This window comes from Micromonospora sp. DSM 45708 (assembly GCF_039566955.1).
Taxonomy (GTDB): Bacteria; Actinomycetota; Actinomycetes; order Mycobacteriales; family Micromonosporaceae; genus Micromonospora.
This window is the reverse complement of sequence record NZ_CP154796.1, coordinates 1,183,735-1,207,213: the sequence shown is the minus strand read 5'-3', so window position 1 is coordinate 1,207,213 and position 23,479 is coordinate 1,183,735. Positions and strand designations below refer to the sequence as shown.

The window sequence follows — 23,479 nt, the reverse complement described above, 5'->3', positions numbered from 1 at the left end:
CGTCAGCAGTGGTTCCTCGCCGGGACACCGCTGAAGACCGAAAAGTCACCGGGGACGCGTACCTGGACGGCTGTCCACCCGTCCGGCCCCGGCCGCAGGCAACCGCCGGGCCCGGCAAGGGAAAGCCAGCGCGACCATCGGATGCGGACCGGAACGTCGCCGACGCGGTCCGCGGAGAACCGCACCCGGGCCTGGTCGGCGGCCACCAACGCGCCCGGAGCACCCACCAACGGGGTCGGGTCGGACACCGCGTACAGCCGCCAGTTCGCGTCACGCCAGACCTCGCGCAGGTAGGGCTGACCGGCGAGCACCAGTTCGGCCTCGTCCCGCCCCCACCGGTCCGGCGGCGCGTCGGGCGCGACCGCGACGTACTGGACCGCGTTGCGCCGCAGCCACTCCGCGTACGAGTTCGAGGTCAGGCCGGCGGAGTAGAAGAGGGCGTTGCGGTCGGTGTCGACCTGCCGTTCCCACCCACGCGCCAGCGGTACGGTCGCCGGCAGATACGCCGACTCCCAGTGGTCACGCAGCGGCACCACCTCGACCCGGCCCACCGGCTGCCGCCTGTTCAACTCCTCGCTGAGCGGGCGGTGGAACGCGGCGGCGCTCTCCGGCGAGCCGGCGCGGGTCACGTCGCTGACCATGACCGGGTTCTGCCACCAGACCGTGGCGGCGAGCAGGCCGGCCAGCCACCGGCCGGGCAGGGGGGCGTACCCGGCCAGTAGCGGCAGCGTGAACAGCATCGGCAGTCGCAGCGCGTTGGAGCCGACCGGGCTGGGCAGGTAGTAGGCGCCGACCAGCAGCAGCACGGCAAGCACTGCGCCGATCCGCACCGCGCGGCGTCTCCCCGGCACCACGGCGAACACCAGCACCGCCAGCGCCACGTTGACCCGCATCGACTCGGCCGAATAGGGCTGGGTCCCGCCGTTGCCGAACAGCACCGCCATCGGCGCGAGCGCGAGCGCCGGCGCGAGGCAGAGCACCAGGCTCTCGGCCAGCGGGCGGTCGGCCCGCCAGCCGCCGACCAGCGGCCGGCCCGGCCCCTCACCCCGGCGTAGCGCGGCCAGCAGCAGCGCCGCGCCGGCCAGTCCGGTGAAGAGCCCGGCGACCGGGCTGGCCCAGGTGGCGGCGGCGGCGAGCAGAGCGGCCAGGACCAGGCGGGCCCACCGGGTGGGCCGCTCGGCACCGACCGCGCAGAGCGCGAGCAGCCCGAACGTGAGGCCGACGGCGAAGGTGATCCGGCCGCTGGCCAGGTTGCCGACCAGCACCACCGCGCCGAGCACCCCGGCCAGCACCGGCCGGCGTGCCCGGTGCCGGACGAACAGCCAGCCCAGGGCCGCCGCGCCGAACACGGCTGCCGACGCGCCCAGGGGCCGCACCCCGAGCCACGCACCCAGCCGGGCGGTGAACAGGCTGTAGCCGTACTGGTTCACCCCGCCGTACCAACCGAGGTCGACAGGCGTGCCGCCGTGCCGGGCGACGAAGTCGGCGCGGGCGACCTGCGCGGCCAGGTCGGTGCCCATGGGCGGGGCGAGCAGGAACGCCACCGACAGCAGCAGCGCCGTCGCGACGGCCGGCAACCAGCCGGGCACCGGGAGGCGGCCGGCCCGCCGGGCGGTCCCGGCCCGCGTCGGCCGGTCCAGCGTGTCAGGCATCAAGGACCCGCTCCATCGCGGACCGGGCGTGCCGGGCGGTGCGCAGGTAGCCGTCGAGGAATTCGCCCGGGTCCTCGTGGCCGAGCAGGCGCACCACGCCGGCCAACTCCACCCCGTGCCGGGGCAGTTGGTCACCGGACCGGCCGCGCACCAGCATCAGCGCGTCGCGGACCTGGGCGGCGAGCGTCCAGCCGGCGGCCAGCTCGGCCGCGTCCTCGCCGTCGAGCACACCGGCGTCGCGGGCGGCGGCCAGGACGTCGAGGGTACGGGTGCCGCGCAGCGCGGGCAGCCGGCCGGCGTACCGGAGCTGGAGCAGTTGCACGGCCCACTCGACGTCGGCGAGCCCGCCCCGGCCCAGCTTGGTGTGGGTGGCCGGGTCGGCGCCGCGGGGCAGCCGCTCGGTCTCCACCCGCGCCTTGATCCGGCGGATCTCCACCACCTGCTCGCGGCTCAGCCCGTCGGCCGGGTAGCGCACCGGCTCGATCATCGCCTCGAACTCGGCGCCCAGGTCGGCGTCGCCGCAGACGAACCGGGCCCGCAGCAGCGCCTGCGCCTCCCACACCTTCGACCAGCGCGCGTAGTACTGGGCGTACGCGGCCAGGCTGCGGACCAGCGGGCCCTGCCGGCCCTCGGGGCGCAGGTCGGCGTCGACGCCGAGCGGCGGGTCGGGCGCCGGCGCGGAGAGCAGCCGACGCAGCTCCTCGGCGACGGCGTGCGCGGCGGCGCTGGCCGCGCCGGCCGCGCTCTCGTCCGCCCCGGCTGGCGGGTCGTAGACGAACAGCACGTCGGCGTCGGACAGATAGTTGGACTCGTACCCGCCGAGCCGGCCCATGCCGATCACGGCGAAACGCAGGCCCGGCGGCCCGGGTTGGGCGACCCGGGCGGCGCGCAGTGCGGCGGCCAGCGTCGCGTCGGTGACGTGGGAGAGCGCGGTGCCGACCGCGCTGACGTCCACCACCGTGGGCCGGCGTTCCCCGCCGCCCGCCGGGCGTGGGGTGAGCGGGGCGAGCGACCCGGCCCGGCTGAGCACGTCGGCGGCGGCGATCCGGACCAGCTCTCGGCGGCGTAGCGCGCGGACCGCGCGGGTGGCCTCGACCGGGTCGTCGTGCCGGGCCGCCGCGGCCACGAAGCCCTCGACAAGCGTCTCCCGGGGTCGCGGGGTCAGTTCGCTGTCCTCGGCCAGCAGCCGCAGCGCCTCCGGCTCGCGGGCCAGCAGATCGGCGGCGTACCGGGAGGAGGAGAGCACCCGGGCCAGCCGGCGCGCCACCGGGCCGGAGTCGCGCAGCAGGCGGAGGTACCACGGGGTGCTGCCGAGCTTGTCGGAGACCTGCCGGTAGTTGAGCAGGCCGCGGTCCGGCTCCGGGGCGTCGGCGAACTCGTCGAGCAGCACCGGCAGCAGCGTGCGCTGGATGGCGGCGGTGCGGCTGACGCCGCCGGTGAGCGCCTGGAGGTGCCGCAGCGCACCGGCCGGGTCGGCGAAGCCGAGCACCTCCAACCGGTGCCGGGCCGCCTGCGGGGTGAGCCGCAGCCCTTCGGCCGGTACCCGGGCCACCGACTCCAGCAGCGGCCGGTAGAGCAGTTTGGCGTGCAGCCGGCGTACCTCGGTGGCGTGGGTGATCCACTCGGCGCGGAACTCCTCGACGGCGCTGCGGCCCGGGGTGGCCGCGTAGCCGAGCGCGGCGGCGAGCCAGCGCAGCGCCGCCGGCTCGGTCGGCACGGTGTGCGTGCGGCGCAGCCCCTGGAGCTGGAGCCGGTGCTCGACGGCGCGCAGGAAGCGGTAACCGCGCAGCAGTGCCTCGCCGTCGGCGCGGCCGACGTAGCCGCCGGCGACCAGGGCACGCAGCGCCGGCACGGTGCCCGGCACGCGCAGCGACTCGTCGCCGCGACCGTGCACGAGTTGGAGCAGTTGGACGGCGAACTCGATGTCGCGCAGCCCGCCCGGACCGCGCTTGATCTCGCGTTCCAGCTCCTTCGGCGGCACGTTATCGAGGATCTTGCGGCGCATGGACCGGACGTCCTCGACCGCCTCCGGCCGCTCCGCCGCGGTCCAGACCAACGGGGCGAGCGCCGCGACCCACTCCCGGGCCAGCGCCAGGTCACCGGCCGCCGGGCGGGCCTTGAGCAGCGCCTGGAACTCCCAGGTGCGGGCCCAGCGCTTGTAGTAGGCCAGGTGACTGGCGAGCGTGCGGACCAGCGGACCCCGGTTGCCCTCCGGGCGCAGCGCTGCGTCGACCGGCCACGCGACCAGCCCGCAGATGCCGATCAGCCGGGTGGCGACCTGGGTGGCGGCGGTCAGGTCGTCGTCACCGGCGGCGACGAAGATGACGTCGACGTCGGAGACGTAGTTCAGCTCGTCGCCCCCGCACTTGCCCATCGCGACCACCGCGAGCCGGGGCGGGGCCGTGCCCTCGGGCAGCTCGTCGACAGCGATGTCGTAGGCGGCGGCCAGCGTGGCGTCGGCCAGGCCGGACAGCGCGGCCATGGTCTGCTCCAGGCCGCGCCCGCCGGTCAGGTCGGCCGCCGCGATCCGCAGCAACGCCAACCGGTACGCCTGCCGCAGCAGCGGGACCCCGCCGGTGAGCGTGGTCAGCTTGGCGGCGACGGTCAGGTCGAGCCGGCCGTCGGCGGTCGGGGCGAGCCCGTCCGGCTCGGTGGCCAGCACCGCCCACTGCCCGGGGTTGGCGACCAGGTGGTCGCCGAGCGCCGAGGAGGCGCCGAGCACCGCGACCAGCCGGCGGCGCAGGCCGGGGTCGGCGGCGAGCGCGTCGCGTACGGCGGTCTCGTCGCCGTGCTGCCGTTCCGCCTCGACGAGCCGGTGGAGCTGGCGCAGCGCCAGGTCCGGGTCGGCGGCCCGGGAGAGCGCGGTGAGCAGCTCGGCGGCCTGGTCGTCGGCCGGTTCCTGGGTGTCCGGCCGCCACAGGCCGAGCCCGTCCGGGCCGAGCAGGTCGGCGGCGCGTGGACCGGTGTCGCCCTCGGCGAAGCCGTAGCGGGCCAGGCGCCCGCGGGCCGGCCGGGTCACCTCACGCCCCGAGCAGCGGCAGGCTGCGGCGTGGGGTGTCGTCGCCCAGCTCGCCGAGCGCGAGCGCGGCGAACCGGATCGCGAACGGCTGCCAGGCGTCCTCGACGTCGGCCATCGCCCGGTCGCACGCGGCCACCACCAGCTCCGGGTCGTAGCCCAGCTCGGCGAGCGTGGCCGAGTCGCGCGACCACTCGGCGATCATCGCGGTGTCGCACTCGATGTGGAACTGCAACCCCCAGGCCCGATCGCCGAGGCGGAACGCCTGGTGCGGGTAGCGGGTGGACGCGGCGAGCAGCGTCGCGCCGTGCGGCAGCTCGGTGATCTCGTCGGCGTGCCACTGGAGCACGTCGGGCATCAGCGGCACGAAGCGGAACAGCGGGTCGGTCTCGGCGGCGTCGCGCCGGCCGACCACGGTCGGGCCGACCTCCGGCCCGGACGGGCTGCGCTCGACCCGACCGGCGTGCGCGGTGGCGAGCAGTTGCGCGCCCAGGCAGATCGCCAGCGTGGGCAGCCGGTGGCGGACCGCCTTGCGCAGCAGCCCCTCCAACGCCGGGAACCAGGACGCGCCCGGGCTGCCGTCGGCCAGCGGATAGGCCTGCTGGTCGCCGCCGAGCACCACCAGGGCGGCGAACCCCGTCAGGTCGGCGGGGAGCGCGTCGCCCGCGTGCGGGCGCAGGACGTGCAGCTCCAGACCCCCCTCGGTGAGCCACTCCCCCAGTCGGCGGAGGTCGTCGGTCGGGTCGTTCTCGATCACCAGCGCGGTCGCCACGACGTCGAGGCTAGCCGGTAGGCCCGACACCGGACGGTCCGGCTCGGCCGCACTAGGCTCGCGATCGTGCCCACCGACGACTGCCTGCGCCCACCGGTCCTGCGTCCCGGCGACGCGGTGATGCTGGTGTCGCCGTCCGGCCCGACCCGGCCCGAGCGGGTGGCCCGCGGCATCGAGCTGCTCACCGGCTGGGGGCTGCGGCCGGTGCCGGCGCCGAACGCGTACGCCCGGCGGGGTTACCTGGCCGGCGACGACGCGCTGCGGGCCGCGGACCTGAACACCGCGTTCGCCGACCCGGAGATCCGCGGCGTGCTCTGCACCCGGGGCGGGTACGGCGCGCAGCGGGTGGTGGACCTGATCGACATGGCGGCGGTACGCCGCGACCCGAAGGTGGTGGCCGGCTTCTCCGACATCACCGCGTTGCAGTTCGCGCTCTGGCGGGGCGCCCGGCTGGCCGGGGTGCACGGTCCCGGCGCCGCCTGGCGGGACGAGCGCACCCCGATCCGCTCGGCGGAGTCGCTGCACGCCGCGCTGATGACCACCGAACCGGTGACCGTCGCGGCGGTCGGGACGGAGGAGACGTACCCGGTGCGGGTGCCCGGCCGGGCCGGTGGCCGGCTGCTCGGCGGCAACCTGTGCCTGCTCACCGCGTCGATCGGCACGCCGGACATGCCGGACCTGACCGGTGCGATCCTGCTGGTCGAGGAGGTGCAGGAGCCGCCGTACAAGATCGACCGGATGTTGACCCACCTGCGCCGCTGCGGTGCCCTGGCCGGGCTCGCCGGTGTGGCGGTGGGCCAGTTCACCGAGTGCGCCGACGGCTGGGACACGACTGTGGTCGACGTGCTCTCCGACCGGCTGGGTGACCTGGGCGTCCCGGTCCTCGGCGGCCTCCCGGTCGGCCACGGCCCCGGCCAGCTCACCGTCCCGGTCGGCGTCCCGGCGGTCCTGGACGCCACCGCCGGCACCCTCACGGTCACCCCCGCCGTCCGCTGACCCCCTTCACCCCGTCCCGGGCACCGGGCCCGGGCGGGGGCGGGGTGAGGTGGGCGACCGCGCCGGTTTCCAGGGCGGCCCAGACCGCTCCGTCGGGGGTGAGCGTGAGGCCGTGCGGTTCGGAGGACGGGGTGGGCAGGTCGTGGTGGGTGAACCGGCCGTCGGGGGCGACGTGGCCGATGCGGTTCGCGGCCCACTCGGTGAACCAGCAGCCGCCGGCCGGGTCGGCGACGATCGCGTGCGGGCGGGCCGCGCGGTCCGGCAGCGGGAACTCGTCGATCCGCCCGTCCGGGGTGATCCGGCCGAGCTGACCGGCGAGGATCTCGACGAACCAGAGCGCCCCGTCGCCGCCGCGGGTGATGCCGACCGGCCCGGCGTCCCCGGTGGGCAGCGCGTGCAGCGTCACCGAACCGTTCCGGGCCACCCGGGCGATCGCGTTCGCCCGGTTGAGCGTGAGCCAGAGCGCGTCGTCGGGCCCGACCGCCAGCATCGACGGGAGCGCCCCGGCCACCGGTAGCGGGAACGACGTGACCTCGCCGTCGACGGTGACCCGACCGACCGTGTCGTCGCCCATGCCGGCGTACCAGAGCGCGCCGTCCGGGCCGCTCACCAGGCCGCACGGGGCGCAGCCGGGCGGCAACGCCACCGAACCGACCTGGCCGTCGACGGTGATCCGGCCGAGCCGGTGGTCGCCGGAGCGGGTGTACCAGAGCGCGCCGTCCGGGCCGGTGGTGATGATCAGCGGCCGGCTCTCCGGCGGGTCGGTGCGGTAGGTCCGCACCTCGCCGTCCGGACCGAGCCGGGCGACGCCGCCGGAGCCGGCAAGCGTCAGCCAGAGCGCGCCGTCCGGCCCGACCGTGATCGCGTACGGGCCGGTGCCCGGCCCGGTGAGCGCGACCTCGCGAATGACGGGCTGTGTCATGAGGGATGCCCTTTCGTCGGGATCTTCGCCAAGCGTCGCGCCCGCGTCGGCGAGACTGCAACCGCATTTGTCCGCATCCGTCCCCTGGATTCCCAGCTCGCTGACAGGTTCGCCATGGGTTGTCCCCAGCTCCGGCAGTCACTGTCGGTGACGTCATCGCATCACCACCGAACAGGAGACCCGCATGATCCGCATGACGAGGAAGCGCCTGCTGGTCGGCCTCGCCGCCGCCGGTGTGCTCAGCGTCGGGATCGCCGCCCCGACGGTGGCGCTCGCCGACGACAAGGGCCCGAGCGCCAGCGCGAGCACCGACCAGAACAGCGATCGCCAGCAGCGGCACGCCGACCGGCAGGCCGAGTTCGCCGAGTCGCTCGCCAAGGAGCTGGGCGTCCCGGCCGACAAGGTCACCGCGGCGCTGGAGAAGCTGCGCGAGCAGCGGCAGGCCGACCGGCCGGAGCGGCCGACGCCGCCGTCGGCGCAGGACCGCCAGGCCGCCCTGAAGGAGCGGCTGGACCAGGCCGTCAAGGACGGCAAGCTGACCCAGGAGCAGGCCGACGCGGTGCTCAAGGCCGCCGAGGCGGGCGTGTTCCCCGGTCCGGGCGGCCCCGGCATGGGCCACCGCGGCTGGCACGGCCAGGGCAAGTGACCCGGTGGCCCCGCCACCCCTCGCCGGCCGCACCTCCCTCCCGGCCGGCCCCGGCGGGGCCACCCAGGCAGTAGGGGCGGGGCCCCGCTCAACGCATGTCGCGTCGGCGGGGCCCCGCCCGACACCTCCCGGTCAGCGCAGGTACGGCCCGTCCGCGCCGACCTTTCCCGGCGCAGGAAGCACTCAGCCTGCGGCGGGTGGGGTGAAGACGCCGAGCAGGTTGCCGGACGGGTCGCGCAGCCGCGCGTGCACCAGGCCGCTCGGCGCGGTCACCGGCTGCGCCAGCGCCGTGCCGCCGGCCGCCTCCGCCCGTCGACAGGTCTCCGCCACGTCCGTCACCTGGGCGTAGAAGATCGCGTAGTTGTCGGCGGCGGCGTCGGTGCCCCGGATCGCGCCGCCGATCCCCCGCTCGCCGCCAGCCGCCGTCTGCCGGTAGGAGTTACCCGGGCCGCCCTGCTCCTCGAAGCTCCAGCCGAACAGGTCGGCGTAGAACCGCTGCGCCTCGTCGGGACAGTCGGAGCCGATCTCGAACCAGGTCACCGGCGTGCTGGACATGCTGCCTCCTCACCGCGCCGGCCGCTCGGCCGACGTCGTCAGGAACCAGCGTCGGTGGTCTCCCCGACAACGTGCTGTCGGAGTTTCGGCGTCAGATTCGGCGGATCCTCCACCAGCGGAACCAGGCGGCGCACCAGGTCGGGCCGCCGCTCGCCGTATCGCCGGTCGACGTCGTTGAGCAGCGCCGCCCCGATCGGAATGGTTTCCACGCCGGCCTCGTGCAGCCGAACGGCTATCTCCGCGGCCACCTCATCCAGCGGGGACTCGTGCGGTGGCAGGGGAATCCTCGCTGCCGCCTCGACGACCGCGGCGAGCCGCCGGTCGACCCGCCGGTCCACGCCGAGCACCCGGTGCACGCAGGACATCAGCACGGCCGAGATGTCGGCGAAAGGCAGGAGGTCCAGCCGGCAGACGGCCTCCAACACGTCGGCCACCACCTCGGCGGACGCTTCGCGGTCTCCGGCCACCCGGTCGAGCAGCAGGCGGAGGAAGGCGCCGCGGTCCCAGTCGGGGACCAGGTCCGCGCCGCGCTCAGCCATGAACACACACCGCAGGTACACCCGCCGCCGCTCCTGCTGTGACGCCGCGCGCAACGGCAGCAGCCACGCCTCCAGCAACGCGTGGGCGGCGGACGCGGAGCCGCCCGAGTCCGGCCCCGCCACCAGGGCCAGCGCCGTGGCGAGCTTGTCGAACATCGGCTCCAACGCGCCGATCAGCACCGCGCCGTCGACGTCACAGGCGAGGTGGGCGGCACGACGGACCCGGGTCAGCAGCTCGGCCGGCAGGCCGGCGTCGAATCCCTGAGGCGCGCCAAGCACCCACAGCGGGTCGGCGTCCGGTGGCACTGCGAGCCCGGTGCCCAGCCGTACCCGGACGTCCCGGTCCGGCCCCGCGCCGAGCCGATCCAGGGCCAGCAGGTCGCCGAGGTCCTGCCACTCCTCCGGCGAGAGCTGGGAGCGCCACAACCCCACCTGGGCCCGCCACTCGGCCACCGGCGTCGACGCCTCCGGGAACAACGTCCTGCCGACCGTTTCCCGCTCCGCCACCAGGATCAGCAACAACAGGTTGGCGGTGTAGGTGGCACATCGAGTGGGCGTCCGCAGGCGCCGGGGCCGGTAGCCGTCGAAGCGGCGACCACCGGTCGCGAACGGCGCGGCCCGGAACAGCCGCACCAGCAGGTCGGCCCACGCGGCGCGAGCGGGATCGTCCCGCCCGGACAGCCTCTCCTGAAGGAAGGCGAGCACGGTGGCCCGGCTGCTGAGCACCGCGTACGAGAGCAGGGCGTGCAGCAGGTCGTCCTCGACCGGGTCGCCGGTCAGCGTGAGGCTGGCCGCCCGATGACGGGCGAGCAGGTCGTCGACCACCTGCGCGGTGAGCCGGGCCACCAGGTACTCGCCGAACGTGGCGTGCAGGAACTCGTACGTCTCGCGGCGCCGCTCCTCGTCACCGACCCGGGCCCGGTGAATGAAGAAGAACCGGCCCAACACCACCTCGGCCGCTGCCAGCGGGGCGCGCAGCCCGTCCCGCCGACCCGCCGCCGACCCGCCGAAGGGCAACGCGGCCAGGTCGGCGTCCAGCTCGGCGGAGCTCACCCACTGCACGCCCCGGTTGAACATCGCGAAGGCGACCACGGCCAGCCGGCACAACTCCTCCTCGACCGCCCGGTCCAGCTCCGGCTCGGGCAGGCCGACGCGCTGCTTGACCACCTCCCGCCGGGCGAAGCGGCGCAGCAGCCGCTCGTACAGCTCGCCGCGGCGCAACTCGCCGACCTGGCGCAGGTCGTGTCCCTCGGCGTCGTAGAGGGCCAGCATCAGCAACAACAGCGGCTGCCCGGCCAGCTCCCGGTGCGACAGCACGGTCGTCGGGTCGAGCGGGCGGGCACCGGGTGCCCGGAACGCCCTGGCGTTGACCCGGTTCCAGGTCCGCACCCAGGCGTCGACGCGGTCCTCGTCGAACGGCTCCAGCCGCACCGCCACCGTGCCGGGCGGCGTCTGGGCGCGGTCGGCCACGCTGGTCCGGCTGGTCACCACGACCACCACCGGCCGCCCCTGGTCGGCCTCCCGCCGTTGGAAGGCGGCCACCCGCCGCAGGTAGTCGGTCTGGCTGACGCCGGTGGCCTGCAACAGCTCGTCGAAGCCGTCGAGCAGCACCACCGGCAGCGCGTCGCCGGCCGAGCAGGACAGCGCCGGCCACTCGACGCGTTCGCCGGTGTCCTGCCGTACCGCCCGTTCGATTTGCTCCTGGATGTCGCCGGCCGCGTGCACGTCACGGAGCGCCACCCGAACCACCAGGAAGTCGGCGGCGGGCAGGCGGGCGGCGATGATCCGGGTGAGCACCGACTTGCCCGAGCCGGGTTGCCCGAGCACCAGCAACGGGGCCCGGACGGACCCGGGCGAGGTGAAGTGGACGACAAGCGCCTGCCAGAGGTCGTCGCGGTCCGGCCGGTCGGCCCACCAGCTCTCGTCGCTGGGCCGCGCGGCCCGGTCCAGGTCGGCGATCCGGCACAGCGGCGGTACGTACGCCTCGCCCAGCGTCGGCACGGTCAGCCCGGCCGGCACGTCGCCGGAGGTGATGATCGGTCGGGCCAGTTCGGCGGCGTACGCGGCAGCGAGGCCGGCCCGTCGCCTGTCCGGGGCCGACCCGGTGGACAGCTCGGACAGCGCCAGGTGCAGGTCGGCCAGGCCCACCGTCAGCCGGCGGACCTCGGCCCGGGTGGCCTCGTGCTCGTGCAGACCGATCCAGAAGGACACCTCGGGAAAGTCCACGGCGAGCCGGTGCAGGAGGGCGGCGTACCGGTCGACGGCGACGGCGGGCAGACCGGCGAGGGCCCGCTCGGTGGCTCGCCAGCTCGCATCCGAGAGCGCGTCACCGGCCGCCAGTCCGCCGAGGAAGCTGACGAACCCGTCAGCCTGTTGCGCATACCAGGCGACGAGCGCCGCCCGCAGCGCTGGCTGGGGCAGGTGCGGGCCGGGCACCGGCGCGGCGGTTTCGAACAATGCGGCGGTGAGGTCGTCCGCGGCGTGTGCGGCGCCGGCCAAGAGTAGTTGCTCGGACCGGTCGATCGTCAGATCCCCGGGGCCGAACGGCAGGTCCAGGCCGTCGAGCGCCTCGAAGAACGCGGTCACCGCGATCACCGCGTGTGCCGCCTCCAACCGCTGCGTCCGCCCGTACCGGGACAGCCCGGAGCGCTTCTCGGACACCGTGCGCACCAGCTCGTGGCCGAGCCGGACGAACTCGGCCTTGGCGTCGAAGATGCCCAGCAGCGCCGGCACCGGCACCGACGCGGCCAGCAGCGCACCCCCGGTCAGCTTGTCGAACCAGTCGACGGCCTTGCTCTTCTCCCCGCCGAGCAGGCGTACGGCGTCGGCGTAGCTGAGCGTGTCGGGCACCGGCGTTCCTCCCCAGGGGACGGCAGACCCGCCAGCGTCCCCCATCCGAACCGGAGACGCTGTCGGATTTCAGACCAGGGTCAGCGGGCGCAGCCGGTGCTGCGGGATGTCGATGTCCTCGGCGCGCAGCTCCCGGGTCACCGGCTCGGCCAGCGGGTGCACCGAGCGGATCCGGTCGGTGCGGAAGCAGCGCACCCCGTCCCGCAGCCGGCACCAGGCGATCAGGTACCAGTACGTCGAGTTGCCCAGGTAGGCCAGCGGCTCCACGTCGCGCGCCGAATCCGTGCCGCCACGGTCGGCGTACCGCAGGCGCAGCACCCGCCCGGCGGCGACCGCGTCGGCGACGGCGGCCGGGACGGGACCGGCCGGCCCGCGGTCGATCAGGTGCACCCGGCCGGCGAGCCGGTGCGCCTCGGCCACCGCGGCCGGCGGCATCACCGCGACCAGCTTGCGCAGCGCGGCGCCGGCCGCCGGGGCGAACGGGGAGCCGCCCAACCGGTGCAGCGCCACGGCCATCGCCACCGCCTCGGCCGGGGTCAGGTTCACCGGCGGCAGCGTGCGGGCGCGGTCGACCACGTAGCCGCCGGTGCGGCCCGGCTCGGCCCAGATCGGCACCCCGGCGCCCTGGAGCGCGGTGATGTCGCGCTCGACGGTGCGGGTGCTGACCTCGAACCGGTGGGCCAGCCAGCGCGCGCTGCGCGGGCGCGGCGACACCGCGCGCAGCTCCTCGACGAGGGCGTAGAGACGGTCGGTGCGGTTCACGTCCCGGACGCTATGCCCCGGGTCCGACAACCGGTCAGGCGATGCAGGCGCAGACGATCAGCGCGGCGCCGAAGTGGGTGGCGGCGCTGACCCGGGCCGCCGGGTGCGGCTCGTCGGCGGCGATGACGTCGCCGAGGCGGCCCGGCGTGAGCAGGTCCAGCACCAGGAAGGCCAGCGCCATCACCAGCAGGCCGACCAGCCCGAAGATGACCGTGGAGGCCAACCCCTTGGCGAACGAGCTGTAGCTGGTCAGCACCGCGGTGAAGACGATGCCGGCGATGCCGAGCTGGTTGGCGGCGAGCAGCAGCGCGGCGTTGCCGTTGCGGCGCGTCCAGATCAGCTCGCGCAGCTTGCCCGGGGTGAGCAGGTCGACCAGCAGGAACCCGGCGGCCATCAACGCCACCCCCACCACCCCGAACACGATGCTCTGCCACGCCCCGTTGAGCAGGTCTTCCAGCACCGAACGCCCTCCCCGGCTCCGCCCGCCGGGCGCGGGTGCGCAGGCGGTGCCGCAGACGATAGCGGCACCGCGCAAACACGATCTAGAGGGAGAGGTAGCGCTGCCGCTCGTAGGGGGTGACCTCGCGGCGGTACTGCTCCCACTCGGCCCGCTTGTTGCGCAGGAAGAAGTCGAAGACGTGCTCGCCGAGCACCTCGGCGACCAGCTCGGAGCCGGCCATCACGTCGATCGCCTCGGACAGGTTCTCCGGCAGCGCCTCGTAGCCCATGGCGCGGCGTTCGGCGCTGCTCAGCGACCAGACGTCGTCCTCGGCGCCCGGGGGCAGCTCGTAGCCCTCCTCGATGCCCTTCAAACCGGCGCCGAGCATGACCGCGAAGGCCAGGTAGGGGTTGGTCGCGGAATCCAGCGAGCGGACCTCGACCCGGGCCGAGTTCGGCTTGCCGTACGCCGGCACGCGGACCAGCGCGGACCGGTTCAGGTGACCCCAGCAGACGTACGCCGGGCTCTCGGTGATCCGGTCCGGCAGCGCCTGCGGGAACAGCCGCTTGTACGAGTTGACCCACTGGTTGGTGACCGCGGTGTACTCCCGGGCGTGGGTGAGCAGCCCGGCGATGAACGACTTGGCGACCTTGGACAGCTTCATCGGGTCACCGGCGTCGTGGAACGCGTTGCGCTCCCCCTCGAACAGCGACAGGTGGGTGTGCATGCCGTTGCCCGGCTGGTCGGTGAACGGCTTCGGCATGAAGCTGGCCTGCACGCCGGTGGAGAGCGCCACCTCCTTCACCACGTGCCGGAACGTCATGATGTTGTCGGCGGTGGTGAGCGCGTCGGCGTACCGCAGGTCGATCTCCTGCTGGCCGGGGGCGACCTCGTGGTGGCTGAACTCCACCGAGATGCCGATCCGCTCCAGCGCCAGCACCGCCTGACGGCGGAAGTCGCGCGCCACCGCGTGCGTGGTGTGCTCGAAGTAGCCGCCGGTGTCCACCGGGATCGGCACCGAGCCGTCCTGCGGACCGTTCTCCAGCAGGAAGAACTCGATCTCGGGGTGGGTGTAGAAGGTGAAGCCCTTGTCCGCCGCGCGGGAGAGCATCCGGCGCAGCACGTGCCGCGGGTCGGCCCAGGAGGGGCTGCCGTCGGGCAGCAGGATGTCGCAGAACATCCGGGCGCTCTCGCCGCTGACGCCGCCCTCGAACGGGAACACCTGGAACGTGGTCGGGTCGGGCATGGCGACCATGTCCGACTCGAAGACCCGGGCGAAGCCCTCGATGGCGGAGCCGTCGAAGCCGATGCCCTCCTCGAAGGCCGCCTCCAGCTCCGCCGGGGCCACCGAGACGCTCTTCAGCGTGCCGAGCACGTCGGTGAACCACAGCCGGACGAAACGGATGTCCCGCTCCTCCAGCGTACGGAGGACGAACTCCTGCTGACGGTCCACATCCACCCCTCGTGACACGTACGTTCTCCACCGGTCGGGTCGGCCGGCTGACCGCTCAGTCTCCACCGACCCCGTTACGCCGACGTTACGCCCTTCCCCGGCGTGCCGCCCTACCGTGTCCCGGCCCGGGAGACGGTTGCCGGGCTCCGGAGCATCCGGCCGGATTCGGGCCGGACGACTGGGGCAAGATGGGGAACATGCCCACCTTGCGTCTCGCCCTGTGCCAGGTCAACCCGACGGTCGGCGACCTCACCGGCAACGCCGACCGGGTCCGCGCGTGGACCCGCAAGGCCGCCGACTCCGGCGCCCAGCTCGCGCTCTTCCCCGAGCTGATGCTGACCGGCTACCCGGTCGAGGACCTGGTCTTCCGCCGGTCCTTCGTCGCCGCGTCCCGGGCCGCGCTGCACCGGCTCGCCGCCGACCTGGCCGACGACGGCCTCGGCGACCTGCCGGTGCTGGTCGGCTACCTGGACGCGGACGGGCCGCCGCAGGTCAGCGCCGACGCCGAGCCGGGCCGGGGGGCGCGCAACGCGGCGGCGCTGCTGCACCGCGGCGAGGTGGTGGCCACCTACTTCAAGCACCACCTGCCCAACTACGGGGTGTTCGACGAGGACCGCTACTTCGTGCCCGGCGACACGCTGACCGTGGTACGGGTCGGCGGCGTCGACGTGGCGCTGACCATCTGCGAGGACCTGTGGCAGGCCGGTGGGCCGTTCGCGGTGGCCCGGCAGGCCGGCGTCGGGCTGGTGCTCAGCATCAACGGCTCGCCGTACGAGCTGAACAAGGACGACGTGCGGCTGCCGCTGGTGCGCCGGCGCGCCGCCGAGGCGGGTGCCGCCATCGCGTACGTGAACATGGTCGGCGGCCAGGACGAGCTGGTCTACGACGGCGACTCGCTGATCGTGGACGCCGCCGGCACGCTGCTCGCCCGGGCGCCGCAGTTCGTCGAGCACCTGCTGGTGCACGACGTGGCGCTGCCGGCGGCGCCGGAGGCGACCGGAGGCGCCACCGACCTGGCCGACGGGATGCGGCTGGTCCGCCACGAGGTGCCGGCGGTCCCGGCCGCGCCGACCGGGCCGGCGGCGACCGGCGGGATCATCGAGCCGGTCGCCGACGAGGCCGAGGTGTGGCAGGCGCTGGTGCTGGGCCTGCGCGACTACGCCGACAAGAACCGGTTCCCCTCGGTGGTGCTCGGGCTCTCCGGCGGCATCGACTCGGCGGTGGCGGCGGCGCTCGCGGTGGACGCGCTCGGCCCGCGGCGGGTGGTCGGCGTCTCGATGCCCAGCCAGCACTCCTCCGAGCACTCCCGCGCCGACGCCGAGGAGCTGGCCAAGCGCACCGGCCTGGACTACCGGGTCGAGCCGATCCAGCCGATGGTCGACACGTTCCTGGCCAACATGTCGCTGTCCGGCGTGGCGGTGGAGAACCTCCAGGCCCGGGTCCGCGGCGTGATCCTGATGGCGCTGTCGAACCAGGAGGGCCACCTGGTGCTGACCACCGGCAACAAGAGCGAGCTGGCGGTGGGCTACTCGACGCTCTACGGCGACTCGGTGGGCGGCTACAACCCGATCAAGGACGTGTGGAAGACGCTGGTCTGGCGGCTGGCGAAGTGGCGCAACGCGGACGCGGAGCGGCGCGGCGAGACGCCGCCGATCCCGGAGAACTCGATCGGCAAGCCGCCGTCGGCCGAGTTGAGCCCCGGCCAGCTCGACAGCGACACGCTGCCCGACTACGACGTGCTCGACCCGATCCTGATCGGGTACGTCGACGGCGACCTGGGCCGGGACGGTCTGGTCGAGTCCGGCCACGATCCGGCGGTGGTGGACAAGGTGCTGCGGATGGTGGATACCGCCGAGTACAAGCGGCGGCAGTCCGCGCCCGGCACCAAGATCTCCATGAAGGCGTTCGGTCGGGACCGGCGGCTGCCGATCACCAACCGCTGGCGCGAGGACGGCTGAACGGCCTCCGGCCGGGAGTGAATTCCTCCACTCCGACCTGCCCGTGGCCGGCCGTCCGGTGCGACGATCGCGGGGAACCCGGGGACCGCGTGCGCGGCCTCGAGGAAGGAGATTGTCATGGTGGAGTCCACCCCGACCGAGGTGACCGCCCTCTACGGCGGGCCGGCCACCCGGCGGATCCGCACCCGCGACCTGATCGCCGCCAAGGAGCGCGGCGAGCGGTGGGCCATGCTCACCTCGTACGACCAGTACACCGCCTCGATCTTCGACCGGGCGGGCATCCCGGTGCTGCTGGTCGGCGACTCGGCCGCGAACAACGTGTTCGGCTACGAGACCACGCTTCCGGTGACCGCCGAGGAGCTGCTGCCGCTGGTCCGCGCCGTGGTACGCGCCACGACGCACTCGCTGGTCGTCGGCGACCTGCCGTTCGGCTCGTACGAGGAGGGGCCGGCGCAGGCGCTGCGTACCGCGGTGCGGTTCATGAAGGAGGGCGGCTGCCACGCGGTCAAGCTGGAGGGCGGCCGGCGCTGCGCGACGCAGATCGAGGCGATCGTCGGCGCCGGCATCCCGGTGATGGCGCACATCGGTTTCACCCCGCAGAGCGAGCACACGCTCGGCGGGTACCGGGTGCAGGGCCGGGGCGACACGGCCGAGGAGGTGCTCGCGGACGCGCGGGCGGTGGCCGAGGCGGGCGCGTTCGCGGTGGTGCTGGAGATGGTGCCCGGCGAGGTGGCCAAGCGGGTCACCGGTGAGCTGTCCATCCCCACGGTCGGCATCGGGGCCGGCCCGGACACCGACGGTCAGGTGCTGGTCTGGCAGGACATGGCCGGGTTGCGCACCGGCCGCGCGCCGCGCTTCGTCAAGCGCTACGCCGACCTGGCCGGCGCGTTGACCGACGCGACCCGCCGGTTCGCCGACGAGGTACGCGGTGGCGAGTTCCCCGCCGCCGAGCACACCTTCTGAGAGGTGAGGAGGGCCCCTTCCTGACGCCTGGCGCAGCGGAGGGGCCCCCTGTCAACAGGCAGGCTCAGAGGTCGGTGACCCGGATGCCGGCGTGCGCCTTGTAACGCTTGTTGATCGCGATCAGGTTCGCGGTGAACGCCTCGATCTGGTGGGCGTTGCGCAGCCGACCGGCGTAGATGCCGCGCATGCCGGGGATCCGGGCGGCCAGCGCGGCGACCACGCCGACCAGGTCCCGGTCCTCGGTGCAGATCAGCACGTCGAGGTCGATCCGGTCGACCTCCGGGTCGGCCAGCAACGGCGCGCTGACGTGGTTGAACGCGGCGCAGACCCGGGAGTCGGGCAGCAGCGCGGCGGCCTGCTGCACGGCGCTGCCCTCGGCCACGGTCAGCGCGTACGGGCCCTGCTTGTCGAAGCCGAGCGGGTTGACGCAGTCCACCACGATCTTGCCGGCCAGCGGTTCGGCGAGCGCGGCGACGGTGGCGGCGTGCCCGTCCCACGGCACCGCGACGATCACCACGTCGCTGCGCCGGGCGACCTCGTCGTTGCCGGCGCCGGTGACCGTGGCGTCGGCCGGCACGCCGGCCATCGCGGCGATCTCGGCCGCGGCCTCGACGGCCCGGTCGGCCGCGCGGGAACCGATCAGCACGGTCTGCCCGGCCCGGGCGAACCGGTAGGCCAGCCCTCGCCCCTGGTCACCGGTGCCCCCGATGATGCCGACGGTGAGCCCGGAGATGTCGGGCAGCGTGGTCGCGTCGTAAGCCATGCGGTCATCCTCGCAAAGGGCAGCGCCGCGCCGCGCGTCGAGGCGCTGTGACAATGTCCGCGCGCGGGCGGCAAACGGTCGGGCGGGCGTTCGACGAGCCCGGTCAGGCGCGTTCGAAGGCGACCTTGCGTTCGGCCGGGTCGGCGACGGTCAGCCGGACCCGGACGCGCTCGCCGAGCGGCAGCTCACCGGTGCAGCGGGCCCGCACCGGCGGTTCGTCCAGCGCGACGGTGCCGCCGGGCGGGCGGCCGGGCCGGCCGTTGCCCGCCGGGCGTGGCTCGTCGACGTCCAGCACCGCCGCCTCGAACGTCTCCCCCACCCGATGCGCCAGCAGCACCGCCTCGGCCAGTTCGATCGCGCCGCGGGTGGCCGCGCCGGCGGTCCGGTCGGTCGCCGCCATCACCTCCGGCAGCTTCGGCAGCGCGGCGCGGACGTGCGCGGGCACCTCGCGGCCGTCGTGCAGGGCCAGGCAGACCTCGGTGGCGTACCGGTCGGCGAGCCGGCGCAGCGGCGCCGTGACATGCGCGTACGCGGCGGCCACCCCGCCGTGCTCCGACTGCTCGGGCACCGCGCCGTCGAAGGCGGTGTACGCGGCCCCGCGCATCAGCTCGGCGGCCTGGTCGACGAACGCGGCGGCGCGGGGCTGCGACGCGTCCAGCCCGGCGAGCACCCGACCGACCGACGTGTCGTCCGGCCAGGGCACGCCGAGCGGGCCGGCGGCCAGCCGCAGCCGGTCGACCGCCTCCGGCCGGGGGCGGGGCATGGTCCGCAGCAGCCCGATCCGGCCGGTGAGCATGATGTCGGCGGCGGCCATGCCGGTCAGCAGCGAGATCTGGGCGTTGTGCTCCTCCATCGGGCCGGGGCCGCGCAGCACCAGCCGCCAGCCGTCGCCGTCGGGCTCGACGTCCTGCTCGGGCAGCGGCAGATTGATCGCGCCGCGGCGCAGCCCGCGCTCGGTGAGCAGCGCGCCGATCTCGGGCAGCAGCGCGACCGGCTCGGGCAGCCGGCCGGCGTCGGCGTCGCGCTGCACGCCGCCGTAGTCGAGTTTGGCGCGGCTGCGGACCCGGGCCCGTTCGAGCGTGACCGCGACGGTGCCGCCGTCGGTGTCGAGGTCGATGGTCCAGAGCACGGCGGCCCGGTCGACGTCGGGCAGCAGGCTGGCCGCGCCCTCGCTGAGCGTGTGCGGGTGCAACGGCACGTTGCCGTCCGGCAGGTAGACCGTCTGGCCCCGACGCCAGGTCTCCGCCTCCAGTTCACCGCCGGGACGGACGTGGGTGAGGACGTCCGCGATCGCGTACCGGACGCGGTAGCCGCCACCGGGGCGGCGGGCGAGGTGCATGGCCTGGTCGAGGTCGCGCGAGGTCGCCGGGTCGACGGTGACGAACGGGACGTCGGTCCGGTCGGCGACGGCCGGCAGCGGCGCCGCGGCAGCGGTGTCGGCCTCCCGCTGCGCCGCGGCCGGGAAGCTCTCGGGCAGTCCCAGCTCGCGGCGCAGCGCGCCGAAGTCGATGCGGGGCGCCAGTACGCGTCGGATCACCACGCGGTCAATCCTGACAGCGCCCCGCTCGTTCCGCTCACCGACGCGGCGGGTCGGGGAGGCGGCCCTCCCCCGCCGACGTCAGCGGCAGCCGTCAGGCGGACGCCCGGCGGGCCGGCGCCTTCCGGGCCGTGGTCTTGCGCGCGGTGGTGGTCTTGCGGGCCGGTGCCTTCTTGGCCGCCGTGGTCTTCTTCGCGGCGGTGGTGGTCTTGCGCGCCGTGGTGGTCTTGCGCGCGGGCGCCTTCTTCGCCGCCGCCTTACCGGCCGTCGGCCGGGTGGAGGCGGTGGTCTTCTTCGCCGGCGCCTTCTTCGCGGCCGTGGTCTTCTTCGCGGTGGTGGTCTTCTTGGCGGCGGTGGTCTTCTTCGCCGGCGCCTTCTTCGCGGCGGTGGCCCGCTTCGCGGCGGTGGTCTTCTTCGCCGCCGCCGTCGTGGTCCGCGCCGCCGTGGTCCGCGCCGCCGTGGTCCGCGCCGTCGTGGTCCGCGCCGCCGTCGTCGTCCGCTTCGCGGGAGCCTTCTTCGCCGCCGTCTTCTTCGCGGTGGTCTTCTTCGCGGTGGTCTTCGTGGCGGGCGCGCTCTTGGCGGTGGTCCTGGAGGCGGGCGCCTTGCGCGCCGCCGACACCACCTTCTTGGCCGCCGCCTTCTTCGCGACCGCCTTCCTGGCCGGCGTCCGTCCGGCGCCGGCGCCCGAGGCGTTCGGCGACGCCTTGGTGACCGTCGTCGTCCTACCCGCGGTGGTTCTCTTCGCGGTCGTCCGTTTCGCGGCCGGGCGGGTGGCCTGCTGTGCTACGGCCATCTCGGTTCCCTTTCCTGGGGACGTGCTCTCGCCCTCGCGGAGCACGGATCACCTCGACGCGGTCCGTCCCGCGCCGTCTATCGGCCCTCCCCGGCCCAACGGGCGTCCTCGGCGTCCCACGCGTCGTTCCGCTCCCGCACCTGTTGCAGGGCGTTCTCCGCGTCGGCTGCTGAGGCGTACGGTCCGAGAACGTGCTTCGCGGGGCACACGTCGGCATCGGTCTCGACCCGGTGGTGTCGCGTGCACCAGTAATAGTGCCCACCACTTCCGTCGTCGCTCATGCGATCACTGTGCACCGGGAACCGCCCGGCCGCCACCGGAACGCCACAAATAGTCATCGCCTTCTCCACATTAGACCAGGTCGGGGCCGTTTCGGCGGGGAACGGCGGAAGACCTCCGCCGGGTCCCGTGGGGCGTCAGACGGGTGCCGCGACGGGCCCCCGGCCAGCCGACGCCGCCCTCGTGCGGACGCTGACCGGGTGCCGGCGCGCAACTCGGCCAGGGCGAGCCGGGCCGCGCCGATCCCCTCGCCGCTGCGGCGGTGGTAGCGGCGGGCGGGTCGCCCGGCCGCGGCCGGATCGACGTCCTCCCCGTCGGCGTCGAGCCAGCCGGCCGCCCGGAGGCGGTGCCCTCACTACCTAGCCCACCGTCCGCGCCGGATTAGCCTCACCGGCATGGCCCCGTACCGGCTCGACCGCGTCACCGCCCGCCGCGTGGCCGTACGCGCGCAGTTGCTCGACGCGCACCGCCCGGCCGACCTGCGGACGGCGGTGGACCGGCTGACCTTCCTCCAGATCGACCCCACCGCGGCGGTCGCGCCCAACGCGGACCTGGTCGCCTGGACCCGACTCGGCGCCGGCTACCGGCCGAGCGACCTGGTCCGGGCGCTGGAGCGGGAACGCAGCCTGTTCGAGCACCGCGCCATGATCCGGCCCATGACGGACCTCGCGCTGCACCGCCCGGAGATGGCCGCCTGGCCGGCCGCCAACGACAGCTTCCGCCGCTACGTGCTGGACGTGCTGCGCGACGCCGGACCCCGACTCAGCCGCGACATCGAGGACCGCAGCGCGGTGCCCTGGCCGTCGACCGGCTGGACGAACAACCGCAACGTCACCCAGATGCTGGAGTTCCTCGCCGCGCGCGGCGAGATCGCGGTCGCCGGCCGGGTCGGACGCCAGCGCAGCTGGGACCTCGCCGAGCGGATCTACCCGGCCACCCCGGCGGTCCCGGCGGACGAGGCACGCCGGCTGCGGGCCGAACGCCTGCTGCGGTCGCTCGGCGTGGCCCGGCCCGCCGTGGTCGGCGCGGCCGGCGAGCCGGCGGAGATCGAGGGTACGTCCGGCGCGTGGCGCGTCGACCCGGCCGCGCTCGACGACCGGCCGTTCGCCGGCCGCACCGTCCTGCTCTCCCCGTTCGATCGCCTGGTCCACGACCGCGTCCGGGCCCGGGAGCTGTTCGACTTCGACTACCGGCTGGAGATGTACGTGCCGGCGCCCCGGCGACGATGGGGCTACTTCGCGCTGCCCGTGCTGCATCACGACCGCCTGGTGGGCAAGGTGGACGCGACGGTCGACCGTAAGGCGTCGGTGCTGCGGGTCGACGCCATCCATCCGGACGTGCCGTTCACCCCGGAGCTGACCGCCGCCGTCCGGGGGGAACTCGCCGCGCTCGCGTCCTGGGCGGGCGTGCGCGACCTCCGCCTGCCGGCCGGTTGAGCCCTCCCCCGACCCGCTTTAGCAGGTGGGTCCACGATCGACCATCGGCCGGCGAGTCCCACTTGCGGGGCCAGCGGCCGGCCGAGGCGGACCACACAGGTGGATCACCCGCCGCCCCGGTGCAGGCCGGACCGCCCTGTGCAAGCCTTCGACGAAGCATATTCACGGGAGGCGCCGGCTGTCAGCCCGCACGACACCCCGAGCGGAGACCGGCCCACCCGGCCAACACCCTGGGGAGAACACCGTGAGCAACCTCGACGTCGCGTTGAAGAACGCGATGAGCATCGACGGCGCGATCGGAGCCGCGCTCGTCGACTACACAAGCGGCATGACACTCGGCGTGGCCGGAGGCACCGGTGAGATCGACCTGACGGTCGCCGCCGCCGGCAACACCGACGTGGTCCGCGCCAAGCTGCGCACCATCGAGATGTTGAAGCTCGACGACGAGATCGAGGACATCCTCATCACGCTCGGCACCCAGTACCATCTGATCCGGCCGCTGAGCAACCGCACCGGCAAGGGCCTGTTCCTCTACCTCATGGTGAGCAAGAGCCGGGCCAACCTGGCGATGGCCCGGCACCAGCTGCGCACGATCGAGGAGAGCCTGGAACTGTGAGCCGGGTGGAAGATCTCCCCCGCCGTACGCCGGCCGCGGCCGGCACGCCGCCACCGGCGCGGAGGTTGCCGCCGTCGCTGGCCGGCAACCCGGCGCTGCCGTACCCGGCCATCGGCCAGGTGTTGTCCGCGCTGCGGCTCCAGATTCCCGGCGTGCACGGCTGCGTCCTCGGCGGCGTCGACGGCCTGCTCATCACGCACAACCTGCAGAACGACGCCAGCCCGGACGACCTGGCGGCGCTCGCCGCGACCATGTTCGGGCTGGGCCGGCAGGTCGGGCTCCGGCTGGGCCAGGGCGACTTCCAGCAGTCCACGGTGCGCAACGAGCACGGCTACCTCAGCGTGTACGCGGTCAGCCCGCAGGCGCTGCTCGCCGTGGTCGGCACGGACAGCATCAACGTGGCACGGCTGCACCTGCACGCCCCGACCACCGCGTCCCGGCTCGCCGACCTGCTCGACGGCGTCACCCCGACCACGCACTGACCCGGGCCGGTCGCGGCGGTCCGCAGGGGGCCGCCGCGACCGGTTCGCGG

General features: G+C 74.6%; 19 protein-coding genes. 7 read left to right on the top strand and 12 right to left on the bottom strand.

Features of this window, described 5'->3' with window-relative positions; all coding sequences use genetic code 11:
• Positions 1-2: 2 nt before the first annotated feature.
• The 3 genes from VKK44_RS05860 to VKK44_RS05850 form a co-directional block, all read right to left on the bottom strand.
• Positions 3-1,520 (bottom strand): hypothetical protein, encoded by a 1,518-nt coding sequence (locus VKK44_RS05860; protein WP_458351656.1) that lies wholly within the window; start codon positions 1,518-1,520, stop codon positions 3-5.
• 124 nt (positions 1,521-1,644) lie between these two features.
• A complete protein-coding gene (locus VKK44_RS05855; protein ID WP_343445813.1) occupies positions 1,645-4,671 on the bottom strand; it encodes a bifunctional [glutamine synthetase] adenylyltransferase/[glutamine synthetase]-adenylyl-L-tyrosine phosphorylase in 3,027 nt (1,008 codons plus the stop codon).
• Between the two features lies 1 nt (position 4,672).
• Entirely contained in the window at positions 4,673-5,440 is a 768-nt protein-coding gene (locus VKK44_RS05850; RefSeq protein ID WP_343445811.1) for a type 1 glutamine amidotransferase, read from the bottom strand.
• Positions 5,441-5,506: 66 nt separating this feature from the next.
• On the opposite strand from VKK44_RS05850, the gene VKK44_RS05845 reads away from it, so the two are divergent.
• Positions 5,507-6,436, top strand: a complete 930-nt coding sequence (locus VKK44_RS05845) for a S66 peptidase family protein (RefSeq protein ID WP_343445810.1) — start codon at positions 5,507-5,509, stop codon at positions 6,434-6,436.
• Here the strand turns inward: VKK44_RS05845 and VKK44_RS05840 are convergent.
• A complete protein-coding gene (locus VKK44_RS05840) occupies positions 6,417-7,358 on the bottom strand; it encodes a Vgb family protein (RefSeq protein WP_343445808.1) in 942 nt (313 codons plus the stop codon). The two genes, VKK44_RS05845 and VKK44_RS05840, sit on opposite strands and share 20 nt — an antisense overlap.
• Positions 7,359-7,542: 184 nt before the next feature.
• Here VKK44_RS05840 and VKK44_RS05835 point away from each other — a divergent pair, with 184 nt between their 5' ends.
• Positions 7,543-8,004 (top strand): hypothetical protein, encoded by a 462-nt coding sequence (locus VKK44_RS05835; RefSeq protein ID WP_343445807.1) that lies wholly within the window; start codon positions 7,543-7,545, stop codon positions 8,002-8,004.
• Between the two features lie 183 nt (positions 8,005-8,187).
• Here the strand turns inward: VKK44_RS05835 and VKK44_RS05830 are convergent, their stop codons facing one another.
• From VKK44_RS05830 to glnA, 5 genes are all read right to left on the bottom strand, one after another.
• Positions 8,188-8,559: a VOC family protein gene (locus VKK44_RS05830; protein WP_343445806.1), complete on the bottom strand. Its 372-nt coding sequence runs from the start codon at positions 8,557-8,559 to the stop codon at positions 8,188-8,190.
• Positions 8,560-8,597: 38 nt separating this feature from the next.
• Positions 8,598-11,948, bottom strand: a complete 3,351-nt coding sequence (locus VKK44_RS05825; protein ID WP_343445805.1) for an NACHT domain-containing protein — start codon at positions 11,946-11,948, stop codon at positions 8,598-8,600.
• A 69-nt stretch (positions 11,949-12,017) separates the two neighbouring features.
• Complete coding sequence (locus VKK44_RS05820) at positions 12,018-12,710, bottom strand: helix-turn-helix transcriptional regulator (RefSeq protein WP_343445804.1); 693 nt, start codon at positions 12,708-12,710, stop codon at positions 12,018-12,020.
• Positions 12,711-12,744: 34 nt separating this feature from the next.
• Entirely contained in the window at positions 12,745-13,170 is a 426-nt protein-coding gene (locus tag VKK44_RS05815) for a DUF350 domain-containing protein (RefSeq protein ID WP_107161579.1), read from the bottom strand.
• Between the two features lie 82 nt (positions 13,171-13,252).
• Positions 13,253-14,602 (bottom strand): type I glutamate--ammonia ligase, encoded by a 1,350-nt coding sequence (gene glnA / locus VKK44_RS05810; protein WP_107161577.1) that lies wholly within the window; start codon positions 14,600-14,602, stop codon positions 13,253-13,255.
• Positions 14,603-14,799: 197 nt separating this feature from the next.
• Here glnA and VKK44_RS05805 point away from each other — a divergent pair, with 197 nt between their 5' ends.
• Together VKK44_RS05805 and panB are read left to right on the top strand one after the other, a co-directional pair.
• Positions 14,800-16,560: an NAD+ synthase gene (locus VKK44_RS05805; RefSeq protein ID WP_343445803.1), complete on the top strand. Its 1,761-nt coding sequence runs from the start codon at positions 14,800-14,802 to the stop codon at positions 16,558-16,560.
• 117 nt (positions 16,561-16,677) lie between these two features.
• A complete protein-coding gene (gene panB / locus VKK44_RS05800; protein ID WP_343445802.1) occupies positions 16,678-17,523 on the top strand; it encodes a 3-methyl-2-oxobutanoate hydroxymethyltransferase in 846 nt (281 codons plus the stop codon).
• 64 nt (positions 17,524-17,587) lie between these two features.
• Here the strand turns inward: panB and npdG are convergent, their stop codons facing one another.
• From npdG to VKK44_RS05785, 3 genes are all read right to left on the bottom strand, one after another.
• On the bottom strand, positions 17,588-18,286 hold the full coding sequence (gene npdG / locus VKK44_RS05795; RefSeq protein ID WP_343445801.1) for an NADPH-dependent F420 reductase: 699 nt from the start codon (positions 18,284-18,286) through the stop codon (positions 17,588-17,590).
• A gap of 103 nt (positions 18,287-18,389) precedes the next feature.
• On the bottom strand, positions 18,390-19,826 hold the full coding sequence (locus tag VKK44_RS05790; protein WP_343445800.1) for an RNB domain-containing ribonuclease: 1,437 nt from the start codon (positions 19,824-19,826) through the stop codon (positions 18,390-18,392).
• 91 nt (positions 19,827-19,917) lie between these two features.
• Positions 19,918-20,616 (bottom strand): histone, encoded by a 699-nt coding sequence (locus VKK44_RS05785; RefSeq protein ID WP_343445799.1) that lies wholly within the window; start codon positions 20,614-20,616, stop codon positions 19,918-19,920.
• 674 nt (positions 20,617-21,290) lie between these two features.
• Here VKK44_RS05785 and VKK44_RS05780 point away from each other — a divergent pair.
• The 3 genes from VKK44_RS05780 (at position 21,291) to VKK44_RS05770 (ending at position 23,429) form a co-directional block, all read left to right on the top strand.
• On the top strand, positions 21,291-22,331 hold the full coding sequence (locus VKK44_RS05780) for a DNA glycosylase AlkZ-like family protein (protein ID WP_343445798.1): 1,041 nt from the start codon (positions 21,291-21,293) through the stop codon (positions 22,329-22,331).
• Between the two features lie 244 nt (positions 22,332-22,575).
• Positions 22,576-22,947, top strand: a complete 372-nt coding sequence (locus VKK44_RS05775) for a hypothetical protein (RefSeq protein ID WP_343445797.1) — start codon at positions 22,576-22,578, stop codon at positions 22,945-22,947.
• Positions 22,944-23,429 carry a roadblock/LC7 domain-containing protein gene (locus tag VKK44_RS05770; RefSeq protein ID WP_343445796.1) on the top strand — a complete coding sequence of 162 codons (486 nt, stop codon included), beginning with the start codon at positions 22,944-22,946 and terminating at the stop codon, positions 23,427-23,429. Before VKK44_RS05775 ends, VKK44_RS05770 begins: the two co-directional genes overlap by 4 nt.
• Positions 23,430-23,479 lie beyond the last annotated feature (50 nt).

Excerpts from the sequence above, each read along its gene's own strand:
- VKK44_RS05860 (WP_458351656.1), bottom strand. The coding sequence starts at position 1,520 with ATGGGCACCGACCTGGCCGCGCAGGTCGCCCGCGCCGACTTCGTCGCC.
- VKK44_RS05840 (WP_343445808.1), bottom strand. The coding sequence starts at position 7,358 with ATGACACAGCCCGTCATTCGCGAGGTCGCGCTCACCGGGCCGGGCACC.
- VKK44_RS05835 (WP_343445807.1), top strand. The coding sequence starts at position 7,543 with ATGATCCGCATGACGAGGAAGCGCCTGCTGGTCGGCCTCGCCGCCGCC.
- VKK44_RS05830 (WP_343445806.1), bottom strand. The coding sequence starts at position 8,559 with ATGTCCAGCACGCCGGTGACCTGGTTCGAGATCGGCTCCGACTGTCCC.
- VKK44_RS05805 (WP_343445803.1), top strand. The coding sequence starts at position 14,800 with ATGCCCACCTTGCGTCTCGCCCTGTGCCAGGTCAACCCGACGGTCGGC.
- panB (WP_343445802.1), top strand. The coding sequence starts at position 16,678 with ATGGTGGAGTCCACCCCGACCGAGGTGACCGCCCTCTACGGCGGGCCG.
- npdG (WP_343445801.1), bottom strand. The coding sequence starts at position 18,286 with ATGGCTTACGACGCGACCACGCTGCCCGACATCTCCGGGCTCACCGTC.
- VKK44_RS05785 (WP_343445799.1), bottom strand. The coding sequence starts at position 20,616 with ATGGCCGTAGCACAGCAGGCCACCCGCCCGGCCGCGAAACGGACGACC.
- VKK44_RS05780 (WP_343445798.1), top strand. The coding sequence starts at position 21,291 with ATGGCCCCGTACCGGCTCGACCGCGTCACCGCCCGCCGCGTGGCCGTA.